This window comes from Planctomycetota bacterium (assembly GCA_035574235.1).
Classification (GTDB): Bacteria; Planctomycetota; MHYJ01; order MHYJ01; family JACPRB01; genus DATLZA01.
Genome location: DATLZA010000113.1, coordinates 23693 through 40773, shown reverse-complemented (window position 1 = coordinate 40773; position 17081 = coordinate 23693). Strand labels below are relative to the sequence as shown.

The 17081-nt window shown below is 70.3% G+C and carries 10 protein-coding genes; 2 read left to right on the top strand and 8 right to left on the bottom strand.

Annotated elements, in window-relative coordinates:
- The 8 genes from VNO22_10395 to VNO22_10360 all read right to left on the bottom strand — a co-directional run.
- Positions 1 to 2052: PQQ-binding-like beta-propeller repeat protein (locus VNO22_10395; GenBank protein HXG61776.1), on the bottom strand; the 2052-nt coding region annotated here is incomplete at its 3' end.
- Between the two features lie 293 nt (positions 2053 to 2345).
- Positions 2346 to 3767, bottom strand: coding sequence for an alkaline phosphatase PhoX (locus tag VNO22_10390; GenBank protein HXG61775.1), 1422 nt, complete (start codon positions 3765 to 3767; stop codon positions 2346 to 2348).
- A gap of 60 nt (positions 3768 to 3827) precedes the next feature.
- Positions 3828 to 5588, bottom strand: coding sequence for a cadherin-like beta sandwich domain-containing protein (locus VNO22_10385; protein HXG61774.1), 1761 nt, complete (start codon positions 5586 to 5588; stop codon positions 3828 to 3830).
- Between the two features lie 65 nt (positions 5589 to 5653).
- Positions 5654 to 6310: a DUF4230 domain-containing protein gene (locus VNO22_10380; GenBank protein HXG61773.1), complete on the bottom strand. Its 657-nt coding sequence runs from the start codon at positions 6308 to 6310 to the stop codon at positions 5654 to 5656.
- 25 nt (positions 6311 to 6335) lie between these two features.
- Positions 6336 to 8051, bottom strand: coding sequence for an alpha/beta hydrolase family protein (locus VNO22_10375; GenBank protein ID HXG61772.1), 1716 nt, complete (start codon positions 8049 to 8051; stop codon positions 6336 to 6338).
- A 273-nt stretch (positions 8052 to 8324) separates the two neighbouring features.
- Positions 8325 to 11036, bottom strand: coding sequence for a PQQ-binding-like beta-propeller repeat protein (locus VNO22_10370; GenBank protein ID HXG61771.1), 2712 nt, complete (start codon positions 11034 to 11036; stop codon positions 8325 to 8327).
- 74 nt (positions 11037 to 11110) lie between these two features.
- Positions 11111 to 14368, bottom strand: a complete 3258-nt coding sequence (locus tag VNO22_10365; GenBank protein HXG61770.1) for a PA14 domain-containing protein — start codon at positions 14366 to 14368, stop codon at positions 11111 to 11113.
- A 30-nt stretch (positions 14369 to 14398) separates the two neighbouring features.
- Entirely contained in the window at positions 14399 to 14830 is a 432-nt protein-coding gene (locus VNO22_10360; protein HXG61769.1) for a hypothetical protein, read from the bottom strand.
- An 82-nt stretch (positions 14831 to 14912) separates the two neighbouring features.
- Here VNO22_10360 and VNO22_10355 point away from each other — a divergent pair, with 82 nt between their 5' ends.
- Both VNO22_10355 and VNO22_10350 read left to right on the top strand, forming a co-directional pair.
- Positions 14913 to 15914 carry a hypothetical protein gene (locus VNO22_10355; protein ID HXG61768.1) on the top strand — a complete coding sequence of 334 codons (1002 nt, stop codon included), beginning with the start codon at positions 14913 to 14915 and terminating at the stop codon, positions 15912 to 15914.
- 5 nt (positions 15915 to 15919) lie between these two features.
- On the top strand, positions 15920 to 17011 hold the full coding sequence (locus VNO22_10350; GenBank protein HXG61767.1) for a sialidase family protein: 1092 nt from the start codon (positions 15920 to 15922) through the stop codon (positions 17009 to 17011).
- Positions 17012 to 17081 lie beyond the last annotated feature (70 nt).

Here is a 17081-nt window from a genome sequence, read left to right as displayed (position 1 = left end):
CTCCCACCGCAGGCGGCCGGTGGCCGCGTCCACCTGGGCCAGCCCGTCGGCGAACGGCACGTAGAGCGACGCGCCGCAGGCGGCCGGAGGCGCCGTGACCGGACGGCGAAGCGGCTCGGGAGTCGGCTCCCGGAGATCGGCCGTGTCCCCTTCGATCGCGGGAAGGCCGCGGTCGTCCGCCGCGCCGGTCCGTCCCAGGTCGCCCCCGAGGCCCCTCCAGGGGGAGGGCGGCCGGTCGTCCGGTCCGGACGCCGGCCGTTCGCCCACGGCCACGAGGCCGCGCGTGCGCGTCCCGACGAAAAGCTTGCCCTCGCCCACGGCGGGAGAGGAGACGACCGGCGTTCCCGGCGAAAGGGCGGCCGATCCGCGCACGCCGCCCTGGAGGCGGTCGAGGCAGAAAAGCTTCCCCTGCTCCGTGGCGACGTAGACCGCCTGTTCCGTGACGGCGGGGGAGCAGACCATCGCGCCGCCGACGGGAATCTTGGCGAGGAGGGTTCCCTTTTCGATCTCGAGCACGTACAGATGGCCGTCGCGCGCGGCGGCGTAGGCGCGGCCGCCGTGGACGGCCACGGCGCCCAGGATCGTGTCGCCCGCCGGAACGCGCCAGAGCTCCCGTCCGTCCTGGAGCGAGAGGCAAAGGATCGCGCCCGCGGGTTGCGGGGCGCTCATGACGAAGTTGCCGTTGCCGGTTCCAAGAAGGACGCGCTCGCCCGCCACGGTCGGGGCGCCGAAGGCCGGGTAGGGCGCGGGGACCGCCCAGAGAACCCGTCCCGTGCGCGCCGCGACGCAGTTGACCCGAGGGCCTCCGAGGCCGGTTCCGAAAAGGACGACCGGTTCGCCGTTGCGGATCGCCCCCACGGGGGAAGACTCGCAGTCGGGGAAGGACTGTTCCACGGCGAGTCGGAGAACGCCTCCTTCGCGCACGACGCGGCCGGTGACGGCGCGCTCCCAGGTCCGGCCGGAATCGGAGGCGGTGACGGGGGGGCCGGAGTGTTCGCGGAAGGATTTCGGTTCGAGCACGAGCTCGCCCGGGTCGTCCTTGCCGCGCGCGCCCAGTCCTTCGCGCCGCGCGGGCCCGTGGGCGACGACGGTTTTTCCTTCGAGGCGGCCGAGAGCTTCGACCTGGGGTCCTTCGAGGCGGTAGGAGGGCGCGCCCTCGAGCCGCCAGAGGACGCGGCCGTCGGCGAGGTTGACGGCCCAGAAGCCGTCGTCGCCGGCGCCCACGAACGCTTTGCCGTCGAAGACGCACGGGGAACTTTCGACGTGGCTGGTGGTCTGAACGAACCAGTGGAGGCGCGGCCGAGGCTCGCCCCGGCGGACGGGTTCGAGGTCCAGGCAGACGAGGCGGCAGTTCTTGTCCTCGTGGTAGCCTTCGCCGCTGACGAGAAACCGGGCGGCGGGGGGGCCGCCGGCGGGGTCGGGTTCGGCGGCCACGGCGGGGGAGGAAAAGACCGGGCGCAGGGGCGGGGCGAGGTCGCCCTTGCCGTCGTATTCCCAGACGAGCCGTCCGGTTTCGGTGTCCGCGGCGGCCAGGAGGCCCGAGCCGCCGCCGAAGGCGGAGTGGCGCGCGGCGCCGAAGTAGAGCCGGTTGCCCACGAGAGCGGGGGAGGAATCGACCGCGGCGGAGGCGCCGAGCGTGAGTTTCCAGAGGACTTCCGGCGCGGCCACGGGACCGGAGGAGCCGGGCACGGTTCCGGTCCGGAGGGGGCCCCCGCGGAAAGCTTCCCAGGCGGCGCCGCGGCGTTCGGCGGCGACGGCGCCTCCTCCGAAAATCGCGCCGGGGCCGACGATCGCGACGGCCGCCAGGCCCGCCAGGACGAGCGTCAGGATCTTATGGCTCCAGAGGTAGGCCGCCAGAAAGCGGTAGGTTCGGGGCTTGAAGAGCGCCACGACGGCGGCCGCCAGGGCCACCAGGAGTTGAGGGAGGATGACCAGAAGGGCCTGGATGGGCCCGAAGGCGGAGGGAATCACCGCCTCCGCGTAAGGCGCGGGAAGAAGGATCGCCAGGACGAGCGCGGCGGCGCCCAGGCGCCGGCGGGCGGGTGAGCTCATGGGTGCCGTTTCAGCCGTTCCGGGAATCCCCAAGCGAATCGCGCATCGCGAATTACGTATAACGAATCACGAATCACGGGGGATGTCCACTCCCGCGGATCCCTCCCGTGGGGAGGGGCGGAATTCTCCGTTGGGCGCGGAGGAAACCCCGTGGTTCGCTCTTCCTCTACAGCCGGACTATCCTTCTCTGTTACAGCACTCCGCGCGGCGTTACAAGGCAAGGTCGATCGGTTTCTCCGTCCCGCGAGGAGGATTTTGCGGAGAAATTTGCCTTCCCGGAAGGAGAAACGGCGTCAGGCCAGCCGCCGCTCCCAGGGGCCCCAGATGGCCAGGGTGAGGCCGGGGGTCTGGATGTTGGCGAAGAGCGTGGTCCCGTCCGGGGAGAAGCACGCCCCCGCCAGCTCGAACGAATTGAGCGCGTTGCGGGCGATGGGGTAGAGCTTGCCTTCCGGGGTCACGCCGACCAGCCGGTTCCCCCAGGGGCCGTCCTCGCAGAAGACCAGATCGCCCCACGGGGCGGCCGTGAGGTTGTCGCCGTTCTCCATGACGGAGGCGTCGTCGGGCTCGATGAAGAGTTCCAGGGTTCCCGGCCGGCGGCGCTCTCCGGGAGCGCCCTCGTCGGGACTCGGGACGTAGCGCCAGATCTGTCCCTTGCGGCGGCGGCCGCCGTCGGTGGCGCAGAAGTAGATTCCGTCCTTTGCGGCCCAGATGCCTTCCCCGCGGCTGAATCGGGCGGCGCCGCGGGAATGGCCCTGATGGCGCAGCGAATCGTCCGGGGACTCGACGTCCTCGAGATCGATCCACTCGACGGCCAAGGGGACGCCCACGGGGACGGCCGGTTCGCGTCCGCCCCAGTTCGTGGTGTCGGCTCCGGCGCGGTCGACGATCTTGAGGGCCTGGAGGCGTCCGCCGCGGGCGAGCTCTCCGGGCCGGTCGGGCAGGAACCGGTAGAGGAGTCCCAGGCCGCGCTCCGAAGGCCGCGCGACGGAGGTCCCGCCTCGGTCCTCGGTCATGTAGACGGCCCCCGACCGGGGGTCTACGGCGGCTGCTTCGTGATTGAAGCGGCCCATGGCCTTGAGGGGTTCCGGGCGCGCCACGGGGCCGCGGGCGGGGTCGGCGGGGACCTCGAAGACGAAGCCGTGGTCGCGTTCGGCGGGACCCCCGCCGCGCTGGACGGTTTCCTCGCAGGTGAGCCAGGTTCCCCAGGGGGTGGGTCCGCCGGCGCAGTTTCGCCAGGTGCCCGCGAGGCTGAGGAACTGCCGGTGGAGCCTGCGGGAGCGGGTGTCGTACACGAGGGTCGTCGTTCCTCCGAGGCCGGGGGTCAGGCCGTGGCCGGGGTCGTACAGGCGTTCGCGGGGGATCCGTCCGAGAAGCTCGTTGCGGGAACCGAACGGGCCGCGGCGGACGTCGGAGGGGAGAAGTTCGTGGTTGCGCACGAGGACCGTCCGTCCGTCGGGTCCGGGGAAGGCGGCCATGCCGTCGTGGCCGCCGGGGACGAGAAGCCCGTCGGCCATCGGCTCTCCCGTGGGCGAGAGGATCTGATAGCGGAAGTCCGGCGGGAGGTCGAGGATCTCGTTCGGGTCGGAAACGAGATCGCCGAGTCCGCGGATCCGGTGCGGAGATTCTCCCCCGCAGCCGGCCAGGTGCCGCAGGCCCAGGAACCCGAGGGTCAGAGCCCCCGCCCGGCGCAGGAAGTCGCGGCGCGCGAGTCTCACGCGCCTCAGGGTACCAAAGGACTTCCCTGCGGGTCCAGAGGGGATCGGCCGTCCCCGAGCCTACCGGAAAACGTAAGCCGCACCGCTTTCCAGGGAGCTATTGTCCGTGGCATCTCCGTTGACCCCTGTGGCGTTGCTGTCCTCGCGAGGGGCGCCCACGACCAGCGTCTGACCGTCGAAGGCCAGGGAAAACCCGAAATAATCGTCGTTTGTGCCGCCGATGACCGCGGCTTTGAGATAGGCCTCCTGGGTCCACGAGGCGCCTTTGTAACGGAAGACGAAAGCCGCGCCCGACGCCTCCGAGCCCGATTGCGGTGTGGGATTTATCCCGGGATTGGTTCCACGTTCGGTGGCCGCTCCGACGATCAGCGTCGGGCCTCGCAGGGCGAGCGCCGCGCCGAAAGTCATTCCGGAGTCAAACTGGTGCCCCGGCTTGACGTAGGCGTCCTGCGACCAGGAGCCGGAGGTGCGGCGAAAGACGTAGACCGCGCCCGCTCCATCAAGATTATTGTTGGTTGCGTCGCCGCCGATTCCCGTGGCGTCGCTGTCCTCGAGAGGTGCCCCGACTGCGACCACATCGCCGGAGATCGCCACGGACCAGCCGAACCGGTCGCCATTCTCTACGGCCGGCGGCTGCAAGCGAGCCTCCTGGATCCAGGAGGTCCCGGTGCGTCGAAAGACGTAAGCAGCCCCCGATCTGGGACCGGAAGGCGGGGGCGAATCGATCACCGTCCCGTCCGTCTCCATCCACGCTCCTACGACGATCGCGTCGCCGTCCAGGGCCACGCTGATTCCGAAGAGGGGATTAGTTTCCTCGGTGGATGCCTTTAGAACGGCCTCCTGGGTCCAGGTTGTGCCGGAGCGCCGGAAAACGAAGGCCGCGCCGGAGTCGTTGACGGAGGTTCCGTTATGACTGATCGCTCCCACCACGAGGACGTTTCCCTGAAGGGCTACGGCGGAGCCAAATCGGTCGCCCCCGACGATCGGGGAAGCCTTGAGATACGCCTCCAGGTTCCAGGCGGCGCCGTCATAGCGGTAAATGTAAACCGCGCCGCTGTCGGCAGCGAGCTCATCGGGAGTCGTGGCGCTGGAGCTGTCCTCCCTCCACGCGCCGACCGCCAAGGTGTCGCCGTCCATCGCCACGGCCCGGCCGAACTCGTCGTTCGCGCCGATATTGGGCGCCTTGATATACTGTTTCTGGGACCAGGAGCTTCCGACGCGGCGGAAGAGGTATACGGCGCCGCTTTCTGGAGCGCCGTCGTCGTCCTGAGACCCGGCGAGGGCGCTGTCCTCCGCCCACGCGCCGACCGCCATCCAGTCTCCGCTGACCGCGACGCTGGAGGCATTGGCCAGAGTAACGCCAGTGAAACCTTCGGTGCTCCCGCCGAATCCATCGCCCGGGTCGGTATTCGAGGCCTTGACGTAGGCTTCCTCGATCGATCGGCGGACCAGCAGGAAGTACGATCCCTGAGCACCGTTGGAGGCCAGCAGCGTCAAGGTGATCATGTTCGTCCCGGGGTTCAGGCCGACCGCATGGGAGGCGCCCGAGGGGACCGGAACTCCGTTGACCAGAATGGTCGTGCCCGCGTCCGCGGCCGTGGGCGTGAGCGCGATCGTCGTGTCGAAGATGAGCCCCACGGAGTACGTGGAGGTGTCGGGAGAGAACGACGGATCGAGGTTTCCGGTCGAAAGGCTCAGCGCCGACAGTTTGGGGCCCGGAAGGGGCTGGACGATGGTGGTGGACGAGTCTTCGCCGCACGCCGGCACGAGGAGGGCGGCGAAGGCAAGAAGAGAGAATCGGGCGGCGCGCGGGAGGGGCATGGGAGGGCTCCTGAAAATTTTACCGAGGATAGCCCCGGCGGGGGGGAAAACGCCAGCTTTTTCGGTTATCCCGCGCGCGCGGGCTCCGCGGCCGGAACGAAGCGGATGTCGGAGAAGCCCGCGGAACGGGCCAGGGCCGTCAGGATCGCTTCGGCCGCCAGGCGGGCTTCGGGGGCCAGCTCGCGGGCGTGGCCCTCCGCCTCGCGGCGGGCGGTCTCCTGGGCGACTTCCAGGATCTTCTGGCGCGTCCGGTCGTCCATGTCGCTCTGGAAGATGTTGAGCGCCCGGGGGAGCAGCCAGTCCAGGAGCTGCCCCCGCTCCGTGTGGTAGAAGCGCACGTCCGCCAGGCCGATCTCGTGGGACGGCGGCCCCAGGGCCACCTCCAGCTCTCCGGGCGCCCCCGGGGAAAGACGCACGGAGGCGGGATCGCGCAGGTCGTATTTGAAGCGGATCTCGAACCGGAAGATCATGATCGTCTTGTTCTGGCTCCACAGCCAGCTCAGAAACTTGCGCCCGAGATCTCCGAAGACGTGGTCTTCCCCCACCGCCGGGATCGACCAGTAGGCGCGCAGAACCACCAGTTCCCCCGTGCGCCGCAGGCCTTCGAGGGCTCCGCCGGGAATTGCCGCCGCGGACGCTCCCCGCGCCCGCCGCCGCTGCAGGAGAAGCGCCGCCCCGAGGATCAGGCACGCCCCGAGAAGGACTCCGACCAGGATCTCCATGTACCGGCATTATACCGCGGGCGGTTCACCGCAGGTGCCGGCGCAGCCACGCGACCGCCTCCCGGCGCGTGACCGGGGGAAAGTCGTGGTCGCCCGCGTACCAGACGAAGCGCACGCGGTCCGCGGCGCCGAGCGCCTCGTAGACGCGCCGGACGGCGGCGTGGTTTTCCTCGTCGAGCGGGCGGCGTTCGCCGGCCGCCTGGCCCACGGCGAGCGCCCGGGGCGCCGCCAGCGCCATGACTTCGTAGAAGGCCAGCGGCGCCGGCTGCGTGGGGTCGAGGACGTACGGCCGCATCGCCGGGAGAGACTGGCTCGCCCCGCCTCCCGCCGGGACCGCCCAGTGGGAGCCGTGGTGGATGAACTCCGAGACCGGGCCGTTGGCCCAGGCCGCCCGGATTCGGGGCTCGATCGCCGTCGTGAAGATCGTGCTGTGGCCGCCGTAGGAATGGCCCACCATGCCGATCCGGTCGGGATCCACGACGTCGAGCGTCTGGAGGTAGTCGATCGCCCGCATCGTGTCCCACGCATCCTTGCCGTGGATCGACCAATCCGGGAACTCGCGGTAGAAATCCGAGGTGTCGTACGGCCGGCGGCCGGGACGGATCCGCTCGCCGTCGCGCCGATAGTCGGCGGCGAAGGCCACGAAGCCCGCCTCGACCATGTCCAGGGCGAACGCGCGGTTTTTCTCCGGCGGCGTCCCCGGCGCGGGCCCCGACAGGCCGACCAGCGTGTCCTTCCCGGCGCCGCGCGTCGTGCCGTAGAAGCACACCACCGCCGGAACGCGTCCCGGGAGATTCTTCGGGACCAGAAGATAGGCCGGCATCCGGTCCCCCGGCTGGACCTGGAGGGATACCTTCCGGCGGACGTACGTCCCGCAGTCCTCCTCGGAGAGGATCCGCGGATCGAGCGGGACCCGTTCGGCGGGCATCCGGCCGAAAACGCGCTCATAGGCGCCGAGGAGGCGTTCGCGGATCCGGGGCCAGGTTTCGGCCGTGACCGGCTCCTTCCAGAGGCCCGGCCGCGGATGGAGATTCATCTCGCGCAGCGATACGGGCTCCGCGGGAAGCGCGGGGAAATAGCGGGCCTTCTGGGCTTCGAAGTCCCGGCGGATTTCCTCCGCCGAAAGCTCGCGGGCGTGGATCCACACCTCGCCGACCCGGCCGCCGAGGGGCACGGTCACGCGGACGGGCGGGCCTTCGGCCGTGTCCCGAAAGGGCGTGATCTTCGGGGCGTGCGCGGAGTCGAGGTCCGAGCCCACGAGCGTTCCGTTCCGGTAGAATTTCTGGTGGCCGCGGGCGTCCTTGACGGCCACGATCTGGCTCCAGGAGCCGAACGGCACTTCGTCCAGGGTGACGTAGGGGAAGGGCATCGATCCGTTTCCGTGGACCGCGCCCATGAGGAATCCCCGCGCGTCCGTTCCCAGGACGAAGCCCACCCATTCGGGGTGCGGCCGCAGCCACCGCTCGCCCAGGCCCGAATACTCGGGCAGCCCCCGGAAGAAGAAATACTGCTCCCCCCGGCCGCGCGGAAAAAACCACCCGCCGACCGTAAGGGCCGGGATTCCGTCGAGCCGGCGGGAGAAGTCGATCTCCGCCGTCTGGAGGGGATTGAGGAATTCGAGCGTTCCTTCGGCGCGGCGGGCCCCGTGGAGGAGGCGGAGTCCCGGGGGAGGTTCCTCCGAGAAATCGAGCTTGAGCTCCTGAGGGGATGCCAGAAGCGCCAGGACGACGATCGCGGCCACGACTATGGAGGGCCGGGGAGCCCGGATTTAGGCGCGGCGGGAGGCTCCGAGCGCGGCGGATTCCGGAATCGGACGCCGCCGAGCACTTGCCCGTCCTGGAAGTCCTCGGAATAAATCCGGGAAAGGCGATTCTCCACCGCCCAGAGCATGGAGTCCCGGAAGGAAAGCCCGTGATCCGAAACGCCCTGGAGCGCGGTTCGTACCGTATCCGACGACGGGCGCAGCACGGTCAATTCATCCTCGACTTGGTCGGAAATCTTGTCCGTGCCGGGTTTACTCCAGGCAGATCAGGCTGCCCTTCTGGGTCGAAAGATACACGCGGCCCCAGGCGGCGATCAGGCCGTCGGGAACCGCGACCGCCTCCAGGGGCACCGCGCGCTCGCCCACCAGAAGGTCTCCTTCCGACGTCGCCGCCAGGCGCACGCCCCCGGCCAGAAGGAGCGCCACGTCCCCCTTGGCTCCGGTGTAGATCTCGCGTTCGTCGAACACGGCCGGCGGCTTGGGGAGCACGTGCTTGGTCTGCCGGATCCCGTAGCCCCACAGCCCGCGAGGGATTTTCCGGCCGCCCGGCGCGGTGTAGTGAAGGTTCTCCAGCTCGAGACCTCCTTCGCCCGTCGCCGGGTCGAATCTCCAGCGGGACATGGCCACCTTGTCCCCGTCCCGCACCAGGAGGTCCACCGGCTCGAAATCGAGACCGACCTTGACCTTCGGGTCGGTCGAGAGCTTCGGGCCGTACCACTTGGTCAGCGGAACTTCCGTCAGCGCCCTCCGCCAGACGATCTCGCCCGTTTCCACCCGAAGCGCCGCCACGTGCACGCCTCCGTCGGACAGAGGGTGCCGCCCGGCGGCGGCGTAGGCGAGATCTCCGAGGACGAGCACGCTGCCGGGCACGGGCCACAGGGATTCGAGCTGCCCGTAGGCGGGGATCTTCGTGTCGGCGGGCGCCAGGCGGGTCTTCCACAGGAGCGAGCCGTCCGCGGCGTCGAGGGCGTACACCCACCCGTCGTGCGCGCCGAAAAGGCACCGGCCCCGGTCGAGCGTGGGCGGCGTGTCCACGCGCCCGCCCGCCGCAAACGACCAGCGGAGGCGCCCCGTTTCCGCTTCCAGCGCGATCACCCGATGAAGGTCCGGCGCGGCGACGACGACGATCCCTCCGGCGGCCACGGGCGGGGTCAGCGGACCCCGCACGAAGGGATTGTCCTTCCAGTCGCGGGCGCGCTCTCCGGCGGAAGGGGAAACGAGCGGGACTTCCCACTTCCGGGCGAGTCCTTCCGTGCGGATCCGGGCGGCGGTGCTTCCGCTCCGGAAGGCGTCCCGGCGGTAGGCGGGCCATTCGTCCGCGGCGGGGGGCGCGGCCGGGACCGCGGACGGCTTCCGGGGCGCGGGCCGAAGAAGCGGCGCGGATTCCGCTTTCGGCGGCGGATCGGCCGCCAGCGCCATGTATCCGCGAAGCATCGGATAGCACTCGCACTGCACCGGGAACGTGTAGAGAAGCCCGTTGGCCGGCACGAAGGGAATCCGGCAGGCGCCCTTCACCATCCGGGCCAGCGCGCGCTCGCCCGTCTCGAAATCCGTGAAGTTGCATTCCGGGGCGATGAAATATTTCTGCGTGGCCACCGGCGGCGCGCAGTGGGCGCCTCCGGCCCCCCACAGATGGCGGCGTTTCTCGCCCGTCCGGGGGTCCAGGCCCACCAGCTGCGGACCCCGCGCTTCCACGGCGTTCACCCAGAGCAGCCCCTGCGCGAAGAAGGCCCGCGTTTCCTGGTAATGCGTCATCCGGGGCGCCAGGTCCTTCTTCCAGAGCGTGCGTCCGTCCTCCGCGGAAAGGACGATCAGACCGCATCCGATGGGATCGTCCCGCAGCGTCGCCTTCTCGAGGACGAGCAGCTTCTCCCCGTAGGTCGCCGTCAGGACCTGCTGGACGTCCGAATCGTGGATCCGCCAGCGCTCGCGGCCCGTGGCCAGGTCGAACGCCGCCGCCTCCGTTCCCGAAAGGGCGTAGACCGCTCCGCCGCCCGCCACGATCCGCCGGGCCGAAAGGGGCGCGCTCCAGAGGAGCTTGCGGGCGGCGACGTCCCACGCCCGCAGCGCGCCTTCCTCCGCGACGACCAGGGTCCCGTTTTCCACCAAAAGCTCCCGGGGATTCTTCAGCACGTCGAGAACGGCGGCGTCCCGGCCCGTGGCGGCGTCCAGCGCGAGGAGCTTTCCGTCCGCCGCGGCGAAAAGCGTGTCGCCGGCGACGACCGGACGGACCTTGGTCGTCCGAGAGCCCACGAGATTCCTGGGGTTTTTCTCGGAGGGCGTGGTCGTCCCCCGTTCCTTGAACGTGTGGATTTTCAGCGGCCGGGTCCAGAGGAGAAGCCCGTTGTAGGCGTCGCGGGCGACGAGGGACTCCTCGTAGACGTAGAACGCCCGCCCCCCGGCGGCGAGGAAGACATGGTCGTAGTACCACTTCCGGCCGCCCGCGTCCTGCGCGGGACCCGCCACCCAGCGCAACCCCGTGGGAGCCGCCACCGACGCGTCCTCCGAAACCATGTTGCCGTCGGCTCCATGCCGCGCGTGGGTCCAGGATCCGTGCCGGGGCGGGAAGGGCTTGCGCACCCGGCGCTCGCCGATCCGGAGCGTCCCGCCGGGAACGAGGATGCGCAGCATTTCCTCCTCCGGCGCCGGGCCGGGCGCGTCCGCGAGGACCGCGTTGACCAGATGGTCGGGAAAGGGGAGGCGCCCGCCGCCCCAGGCCTCCGCCGTGACGGCGCCGGACCGCCCGCGCCCGGCGAGCGCGCGGCGGACGGAGTCCGCGCGGTCCTCGTCGGCGACGAGAATGTGGACGAGCCATCGGCCGGTGTCGGCGAGCGCCCAGGCGGGATCCCCTTCCTCCCGCCAGCCGATCCGGACGGCGATCCCTCCGGGAGGAAGATCTTCCGCGGGATCCTGCCGCAGGCCGGCGGCGCCGGTCAGCGCCAGAAGCGCAAGGCATGTTTTCATGCGGGTCCTCGGGGCTTTCGTCTATGAAACAGCGTCCGGCGCGGCGGGTTTTTCGAAAAGACGCCCGGGAAACTTCACTTGGCGTCCGCTCCGAGGCGCCAAATCTCCAGGCCCGACACGTGCGCCGGCCCTCCCGAGGTCCGCACTTCGATCTTGCCGTCGGAGACGTCCGCGGTCCAGGGGCCCAGCCGCTCCCAGTGGCCGGCGGGGCCGGAGGCGAACCGGGACTGGACGACCTTGCCGTTGAGGGTGACGTCGTACGTGCGGGAGGTTTCGCTCTCCCAGACATAAAGGTAAACGAGGTAGGCGCCTTTCGGAACCGACGTGAGGGCGATCGAAACGTCGTCGTCGCGGATCGAGGAGCGGATCATGTCCGCGCGGGCCGATTCCGCCGGCACACGCAGCTCCGCGTCCGGCCGTCCGAACCCGCGGCCGCGGACCTCGAGGTTTTTGGCGTCCCGGCCCTCCCACTTCTGACCGTCGATGACGCACGGCGGGCCGTTCAGGTTGATGCCCCGGTAGAAGGAAACCTCGCCCACGCGGATGTGGACGGGCGGGGCCAGCAGCACCTCGCCCGAACGGTCCGTCACGCGCGCCAGAAGCGGGTGGCTGCCCGCCGGGATGTTGGTCCAGCGATAGGCGGGGGCGGAGGGACGAAGCTCTCCGAGTTTCGTGGAGGCGTGAAAGAGCTCGATCCGGACGGGATGGAGGTTGACGGTTTCGAGTTCCACCGTGAGGTCGGCGCGGGCGGGGAACGCATCGCCCGGGAGAGGAGACGTGAAGAGGGTCAGGGGATCGTGCAGAGGGGGCGACAGGCGCCTGCCCGGAATGGGGCGCTCGAGCGTTCCGTCGGGGAGCTGCCATCCGACGGCGACGTGGTCTCCCCCGCCTCCCTGTTTGTGCAGCACCTCGATGTAGTAACGCCGGCCGCGGACCAGGGACACGGGCCGGGATTTCTGCGCCGGGTCGCGTTCCCACTGGCGCGGATCGGTGAAACCGGGGACGTGGGCGATCTTTTGTTTGCGGCCGGGGTCCTCATTGGGACTCAGCCACAGCTCGCACTGATCGTCTCCGGAGATCCAGAACGTGTATTCCCCCGTCGCCGGAGGCCACAGGTAACCCCGGAATCTCGTGCCGTACCGTTCGCGCCAGTCCCGCGGACCTTCCAGGCTCGTGGCCCACTCCGCGCCGGTCGGGCGTCCGGCGATGAAGAGCGGATGTTCCTTGAGCGCCCGCAATTCGTTGCCGTCGATGTCGGTCCAGTATTCGCGAAGGATGCGGCCCCTCGGGGATCGGGGGGCGGGAGGGATCGGGAGCGTCGGCCGCTCGCGTTCCGCTTCGCGCGCCTCGGGGAGGGGAAGAGGCGCGGTCCGCGCCGAGGAGACGAACACCCATGCCGCGCTGAAATTCTCCCGGAGCCGCACGAGGCGGACCGTCTTTCGCCCCTCCGTCCGGAAGGCGGGCAAGGGCAGGAGCACCCATTCCCAGCGGGCCGGTTCGCCCCGCGCGGGGTGGGCGGAATGCGTGCGGGGCAGAAGCGCCGAGGGGGTCACGGGGATGGACCCTTCGCTCCCGATGGAGGCCGAGGGATGGTCGGTGACCTGCACTCCGAAGGCGAAGTGTTCCAGACAGCACGCCCCCGCGTAGACCCAGGCGCGATAGGCCGTTCCCCCCAGGGCGGAGAACTCGAACTCGAGGAAGTCGGGGTCCGGCCGGTCCGCCGCCCGCGCGCCGCACGTCCAGGCGGCGCGCGCCTCCTCGTATCGCCGCGGGCGCAGGGCGCCGGAGCTTTTCAGGTCGCCGGCCGCCAGGAAATACTCCCGGGCGCCCTCGGGGCGCGCCGCCTCCAGAACCGCCTCCTGCCGGGCGGCCGCCAGCGTGTCCCCGAATTCCTTTTTCAACCGCTCCAGCCCGCGCAGGCCTTCGACCCGGGCGGCCGGAGAGAGCCACTGCTCGAAAGCTTCCCGAAAAAGCCGTCCGGCCTGCGCTTCGCGCTCGGACGTGCGCCGGGACTTGATCGCTTCGGCTTCGCGGAAGTAGCGGTCCGGAATGGTGGGGCGGTTCCAGAGCTTGCCGGCCGTCAGCGGATGCCCTTCCAGACAGCACAGCACCGCGGCGGCTTCGGACTTGGGGGCTCCGGCGAGTTCCGCGAGGGTCGTCGGGAGGATCTCGGCGAATGTGACGGGCGGCGTTTCCCGCAGTTCGAGGTGGGTCGGGGCGATCCGCAGGAGCGGCTGGTCGTGCCGACGGGTCTTCCCATCGGGTTCGAGCGCGACGATGGACACATTGAATCCGAGGGAGCGCTCGCGCAGGGCCTTAATTCCCTTCTGCAGCAGGTTCTGCGCCGCCCGGAACAGCCGGAGATCTTCGGTCAGGTCCGCGCGGACGTCCGGTTCCGTCACGCGGGGGAGCAGGGCTTCGAGTTCCCGGATCGCCGCCGCGTGGGCGCGGGCCGCCGCCAGGGTCATGGCGCGCTTCCAGACCGCTTCGTAGGCCGCGCGGTCCTTGGAAGGGGCCGGGGGCGGCGGAGGCGGAGGGGGCGCGGGCGCCGCCGCGGCCAGCGCTTCTTCGAGATCGCCCATCAGCCGGTCCGATTTCCAGCGGCGCACCCGTTCGAGAACGCGGTCCACGCGGGCGGCGTCTCCGGCCCGCCGGGCCGCGACGGCTTCCTCGCGCAGAGGGGCGTAGAGGGCTCGAAGGGCCTCCTCGACGCGGGCGATCCGTTCGGCGACGGCCCGGTCCCAGGCGGGGTCCGAGCGCCGGCGGCGGACGGCTTCCAGGAGGTCGAGGGCGGGACCGAATTCTTCCTTGTCGGTCAGCGGGCGGACCTGCCGGTCGATCTCCTCGAGTTCGGCCGCGAAGGGGGACGCCGGACGCGGAGGAGGCGGAGAAGGCGGCGGAGGGGGGGCGGGAGGCGGAGCGGTCTTTTCGATCTGGAGAACGGGAGCGGGCACGGACTCCTTTCGGGAGGAGAGCGCCAGAACCGCAAGCGCGACGACCGCGATCGCGCCGAGCGCCGCGACGAGATACACGCGCGTGCGGGAAGCGGGCTTGCGGTCCTGCGGAACGGCCGCCAGGGCCCTGAGTTTGCGGGAGCTTTCGGTGGACGCGGGCAACGTCGGCAGGGCGGGGTTCGAGACCTTCCGGGCGGGAATTTTCCGGAGGAGCGCTTCGAGCGCTTCCCGTTCCGTCCCCCGGGCGGTCTCGAGAAGCGCCTGGGCGCAGGGAAGGCAGACCGCTTTGCCTTCGTGGCGGAACCCCTTGCCCTTTTCGAAGTCGGCGCCCGTCAGGCGCCCCAGGCACCGGAAACAGTAGACGATCTCCTGGCCCATGATCCCCGGTCGCTCCCGCTCCTCGGCGAATCAGGCCTTCTTGGCCGTTCGTGGAACCTGAAGGCGGACGTAGAGGCCCGTCACGATTCCCAGCGCCGCCGCCGGAATCACCGCCACGCTCAGGACGAACGCCTGGAAGGACTCCCAGTCGAACCGCACCGCGTCGCGCTTGAATCCGCTCAGCGCGAAGTTGAGTCCGGTGACGGCGCCCGAGGCGAAGGCCACTCCGAAGAGAAGCCCCGCCGCCATCAGCGCTTTGGCGCCGAACCCCCACTTGGCCAGGCGGCCCAGCACGAGCGCCGTGCACCATCCGGCCACGAGTCCTCCGGCGGCCGCGGCGATGGCCCGGAAAAGGGATTCCTCATAGTTCACGAACCATTCGACGGCCCAGGTGCCCAGGCCCCACAGGAGCGCCGAGCCGATGAGATAGTGTCCCGTTTTCCGGGGACGTTCGTTTCCCACGCCCTTATTCTAACACCGGGCGGGGCGGCCCGGCGTGCCGTTTGTTGACAACTCCGGCCGCGCGACCGGTACAATGCCGGGCATGCCGAAGACCGCGTTTTCGGGGGCCGCGGCCCTGACGGCGGCGGCGCTTCTTTCCTGCGCGGGCGGGGAAACCGCCGGGGCGCCTCCGCGGGTCGGCGTCGTGTCCCATCTGGGCGTGGAGCCGGCGCTCCTTCTGGAGGCGCCGGCGGCCCGCACGGTCGCGGTCGCGCTTCCGGACGTGGCCGGCCGCGTCGTCGTTTACGCCCGGGACGGCGAAAACATCCTCTGGGAAAACACGGACGCCTCCGGGCGGCCGCGGCCGGGCGGGGGATACCAGCTCGACGTCGGCCCCGAGATGCGCCTCATCCCGCCGCATCCCGCGCTTTGGTCGGGCCGGTACCGGTGGGGACTCCTGCCGCCGAGAACGATCACGCTGTCGAGCGAACCGGACCCCACGCTGGGGCTGCGCCTGGAGAAGCAGATCTCGATCGATCCGCGCGACGGGGCGCTGGAGGTCGTGCAGCGGATGAAGAACGTGTCCGACCGCGAGCAGTCCTACTGCCTGTGGGACCGCACGCTCTGCAAGGGCGGAGGCTTCGCGCTCGTCCCGCTCAACCCGCGCAGCCGATTTCCCGCGCGATGGGTGATCGGGCGGCGGAAGGGCGGCGCCTGGGAGTACAACGGAGTCGATCCCGCCCACCCGGAGATGCGCGTCCTCGACGGAGTGCTTGTCGTGCGTTCGGGCGGTCCGGAGCAGAAGATCGGCGCGGATTCGGACGCGGGGTGGATCGGCTACGTCCGCGGGAGCCTCCTTTACGTCAAGTACTACCCGTACGATCCCGGCGGGCGCTACACGGACGGCGGGCTGTCGGTGGCGTTCTACTTCAACGAGCGCTTCTCGGAGTGCGAGCCGATCAGCCCGGAGGTGACGCTCCGGCCGGGCGAGGAGTACGTTTTCCCGGAGCGGTGGATCCTTCTGCGGCTGGAGCGCGAGGTCGCCACGTTCGAAGAGGCGCGTCGGGCGGCCGATCGGATTCCGCCTTCGCCCTTCCGGAGATAGAGGCCGTGGGACCGTGGATGGGGGTCTTTCTGGCGCTGGGGTCGCCCGGCGGCATCCCGGCGCAGGTGGAGAAGACGGACCTTTTCGTCGCGGGGACGGAGGGGGTTCACACGTACCGGATCCCTTCGCTTCTCGTCACGCCGCGGGGGACGCTTCTGGCGTTCTGCGAAGCCCGGCGCCGGGGCTCCGGGGATTCGGGGGATATCGATCTTGTGGTGCGCCGGAGCGAGGACGGCGGCCGCACGTGGTCGCCGATGCGGATCGTGTGGGAGGACGGGCCGCACACCTGCGGGAATCCCTGCGCCGTGGCGGATCCCTCGACGGGAACGATCTGGCTCCTGATCACGCACAACCGGGGGGAGGATACGGAGCGCAAGATCATCGCCGGGACGTCCCGCGGGGAGAGGACCGTGTGGGTGACCCGAAGCGAGGATGACGGGCTCACGTGGTCGGCGCCGGTCGAGATCACGCTCCAGGTCAAGAAGCCGGACTGGGCCTGGTTCGCCACCGGGCCGGGAGTGGGGATCCGCCGGCGGAGCGGCCGCCTGGTCGTTCCGTGCGACGCGGTCGAGCGGGGCGGCCGGCGGGCGTTGTCGCTGGTCGTTTTCAGCGACGATGCGGGCCGGACCTGGAAGACGGGGGGCGCCGTCGGAGACGTCTGGAACGAGTGTCAGGTCGTGGAGCGGTCGGACGGTTCGCTGCTTCTGAACATGCGCAATCATGGGTCCCGGGGGAGGCGCCGGGGGACCGCGGTCAGCCGCGACGGGGGAGAAACCTGGTCGGAGGCGGTTCCGGATCCGGCCCTCGTGGAACCCGTCTGCCAGGCGAGTCTCATCCGGTACTCGTTCGAGCCGAGCCTTCTTCTCTTTTCGAATCCGGCGGACGAATCGCGGAGAATCCGTTTGATGGTGCGTGGGAGTTCGGACGAAGGGGCGACCTGGACGGCGGGGCGGGTTCTGCACGAGGGGCCCGCGGCCTATTCGTGCCTGGCGGCGCTTCCGGGCGGCCGGGTCGGATGCCTCTATGAAGCGGGGGAGGCTCATCCCTACGAGCGTCTGGTTTTCGCGCGGTTTCCGCTGGAGTGGCTCGGGCCTTGAGGCCCGCCTTGTTCCGCGCGCCGCGAGAATGTAGAACCCCGCCGGCCCGTTAAAAGATCGGAGATTCGAG

What these genes read in the sequence shown, in the direction of transcription:
- VNO22_10365 (HXG61770.1), bottom strand. Translation starts at nt 14,368, where the DNA reads ATGGGCCAGGAGATCGTCTACTGTTTCCGGTGCCTGGGGCGCCTGACG.
- VNO22_10370 (HXG61771.1), bottom strand. Translation starts at nt 11,036, where the DNA reads ATGAAAACATGCCTTGCGCTTCTGGCGCTGACCGGCGCCGCCGGCCTG.
- VNO22_10355 (HXG61768.1), top strand. Translation starts at nt 14,913, where the DNA reads ATGCCGAAGACCGCGTTTTCGGGGGCCGCGGCCCTGACGGCGGCGGCG.
- VNO22_10380 (HXG61773.1), bottom strand. Translation starts at nt 6,310, where the DNA reads ATGGAGATCCTGGTCGGAGTCCTTCTCGGGGCGTGCCTGATCCTCGGG.
- VNO22_10385 (HXG61774.1), bottom strand. Translation starts at nt 5,588, where the DNA reads ATGCCCCTCCCGCGCGCCGCCCGATTCTCTCTTCTTGCCTTCGCCGCC.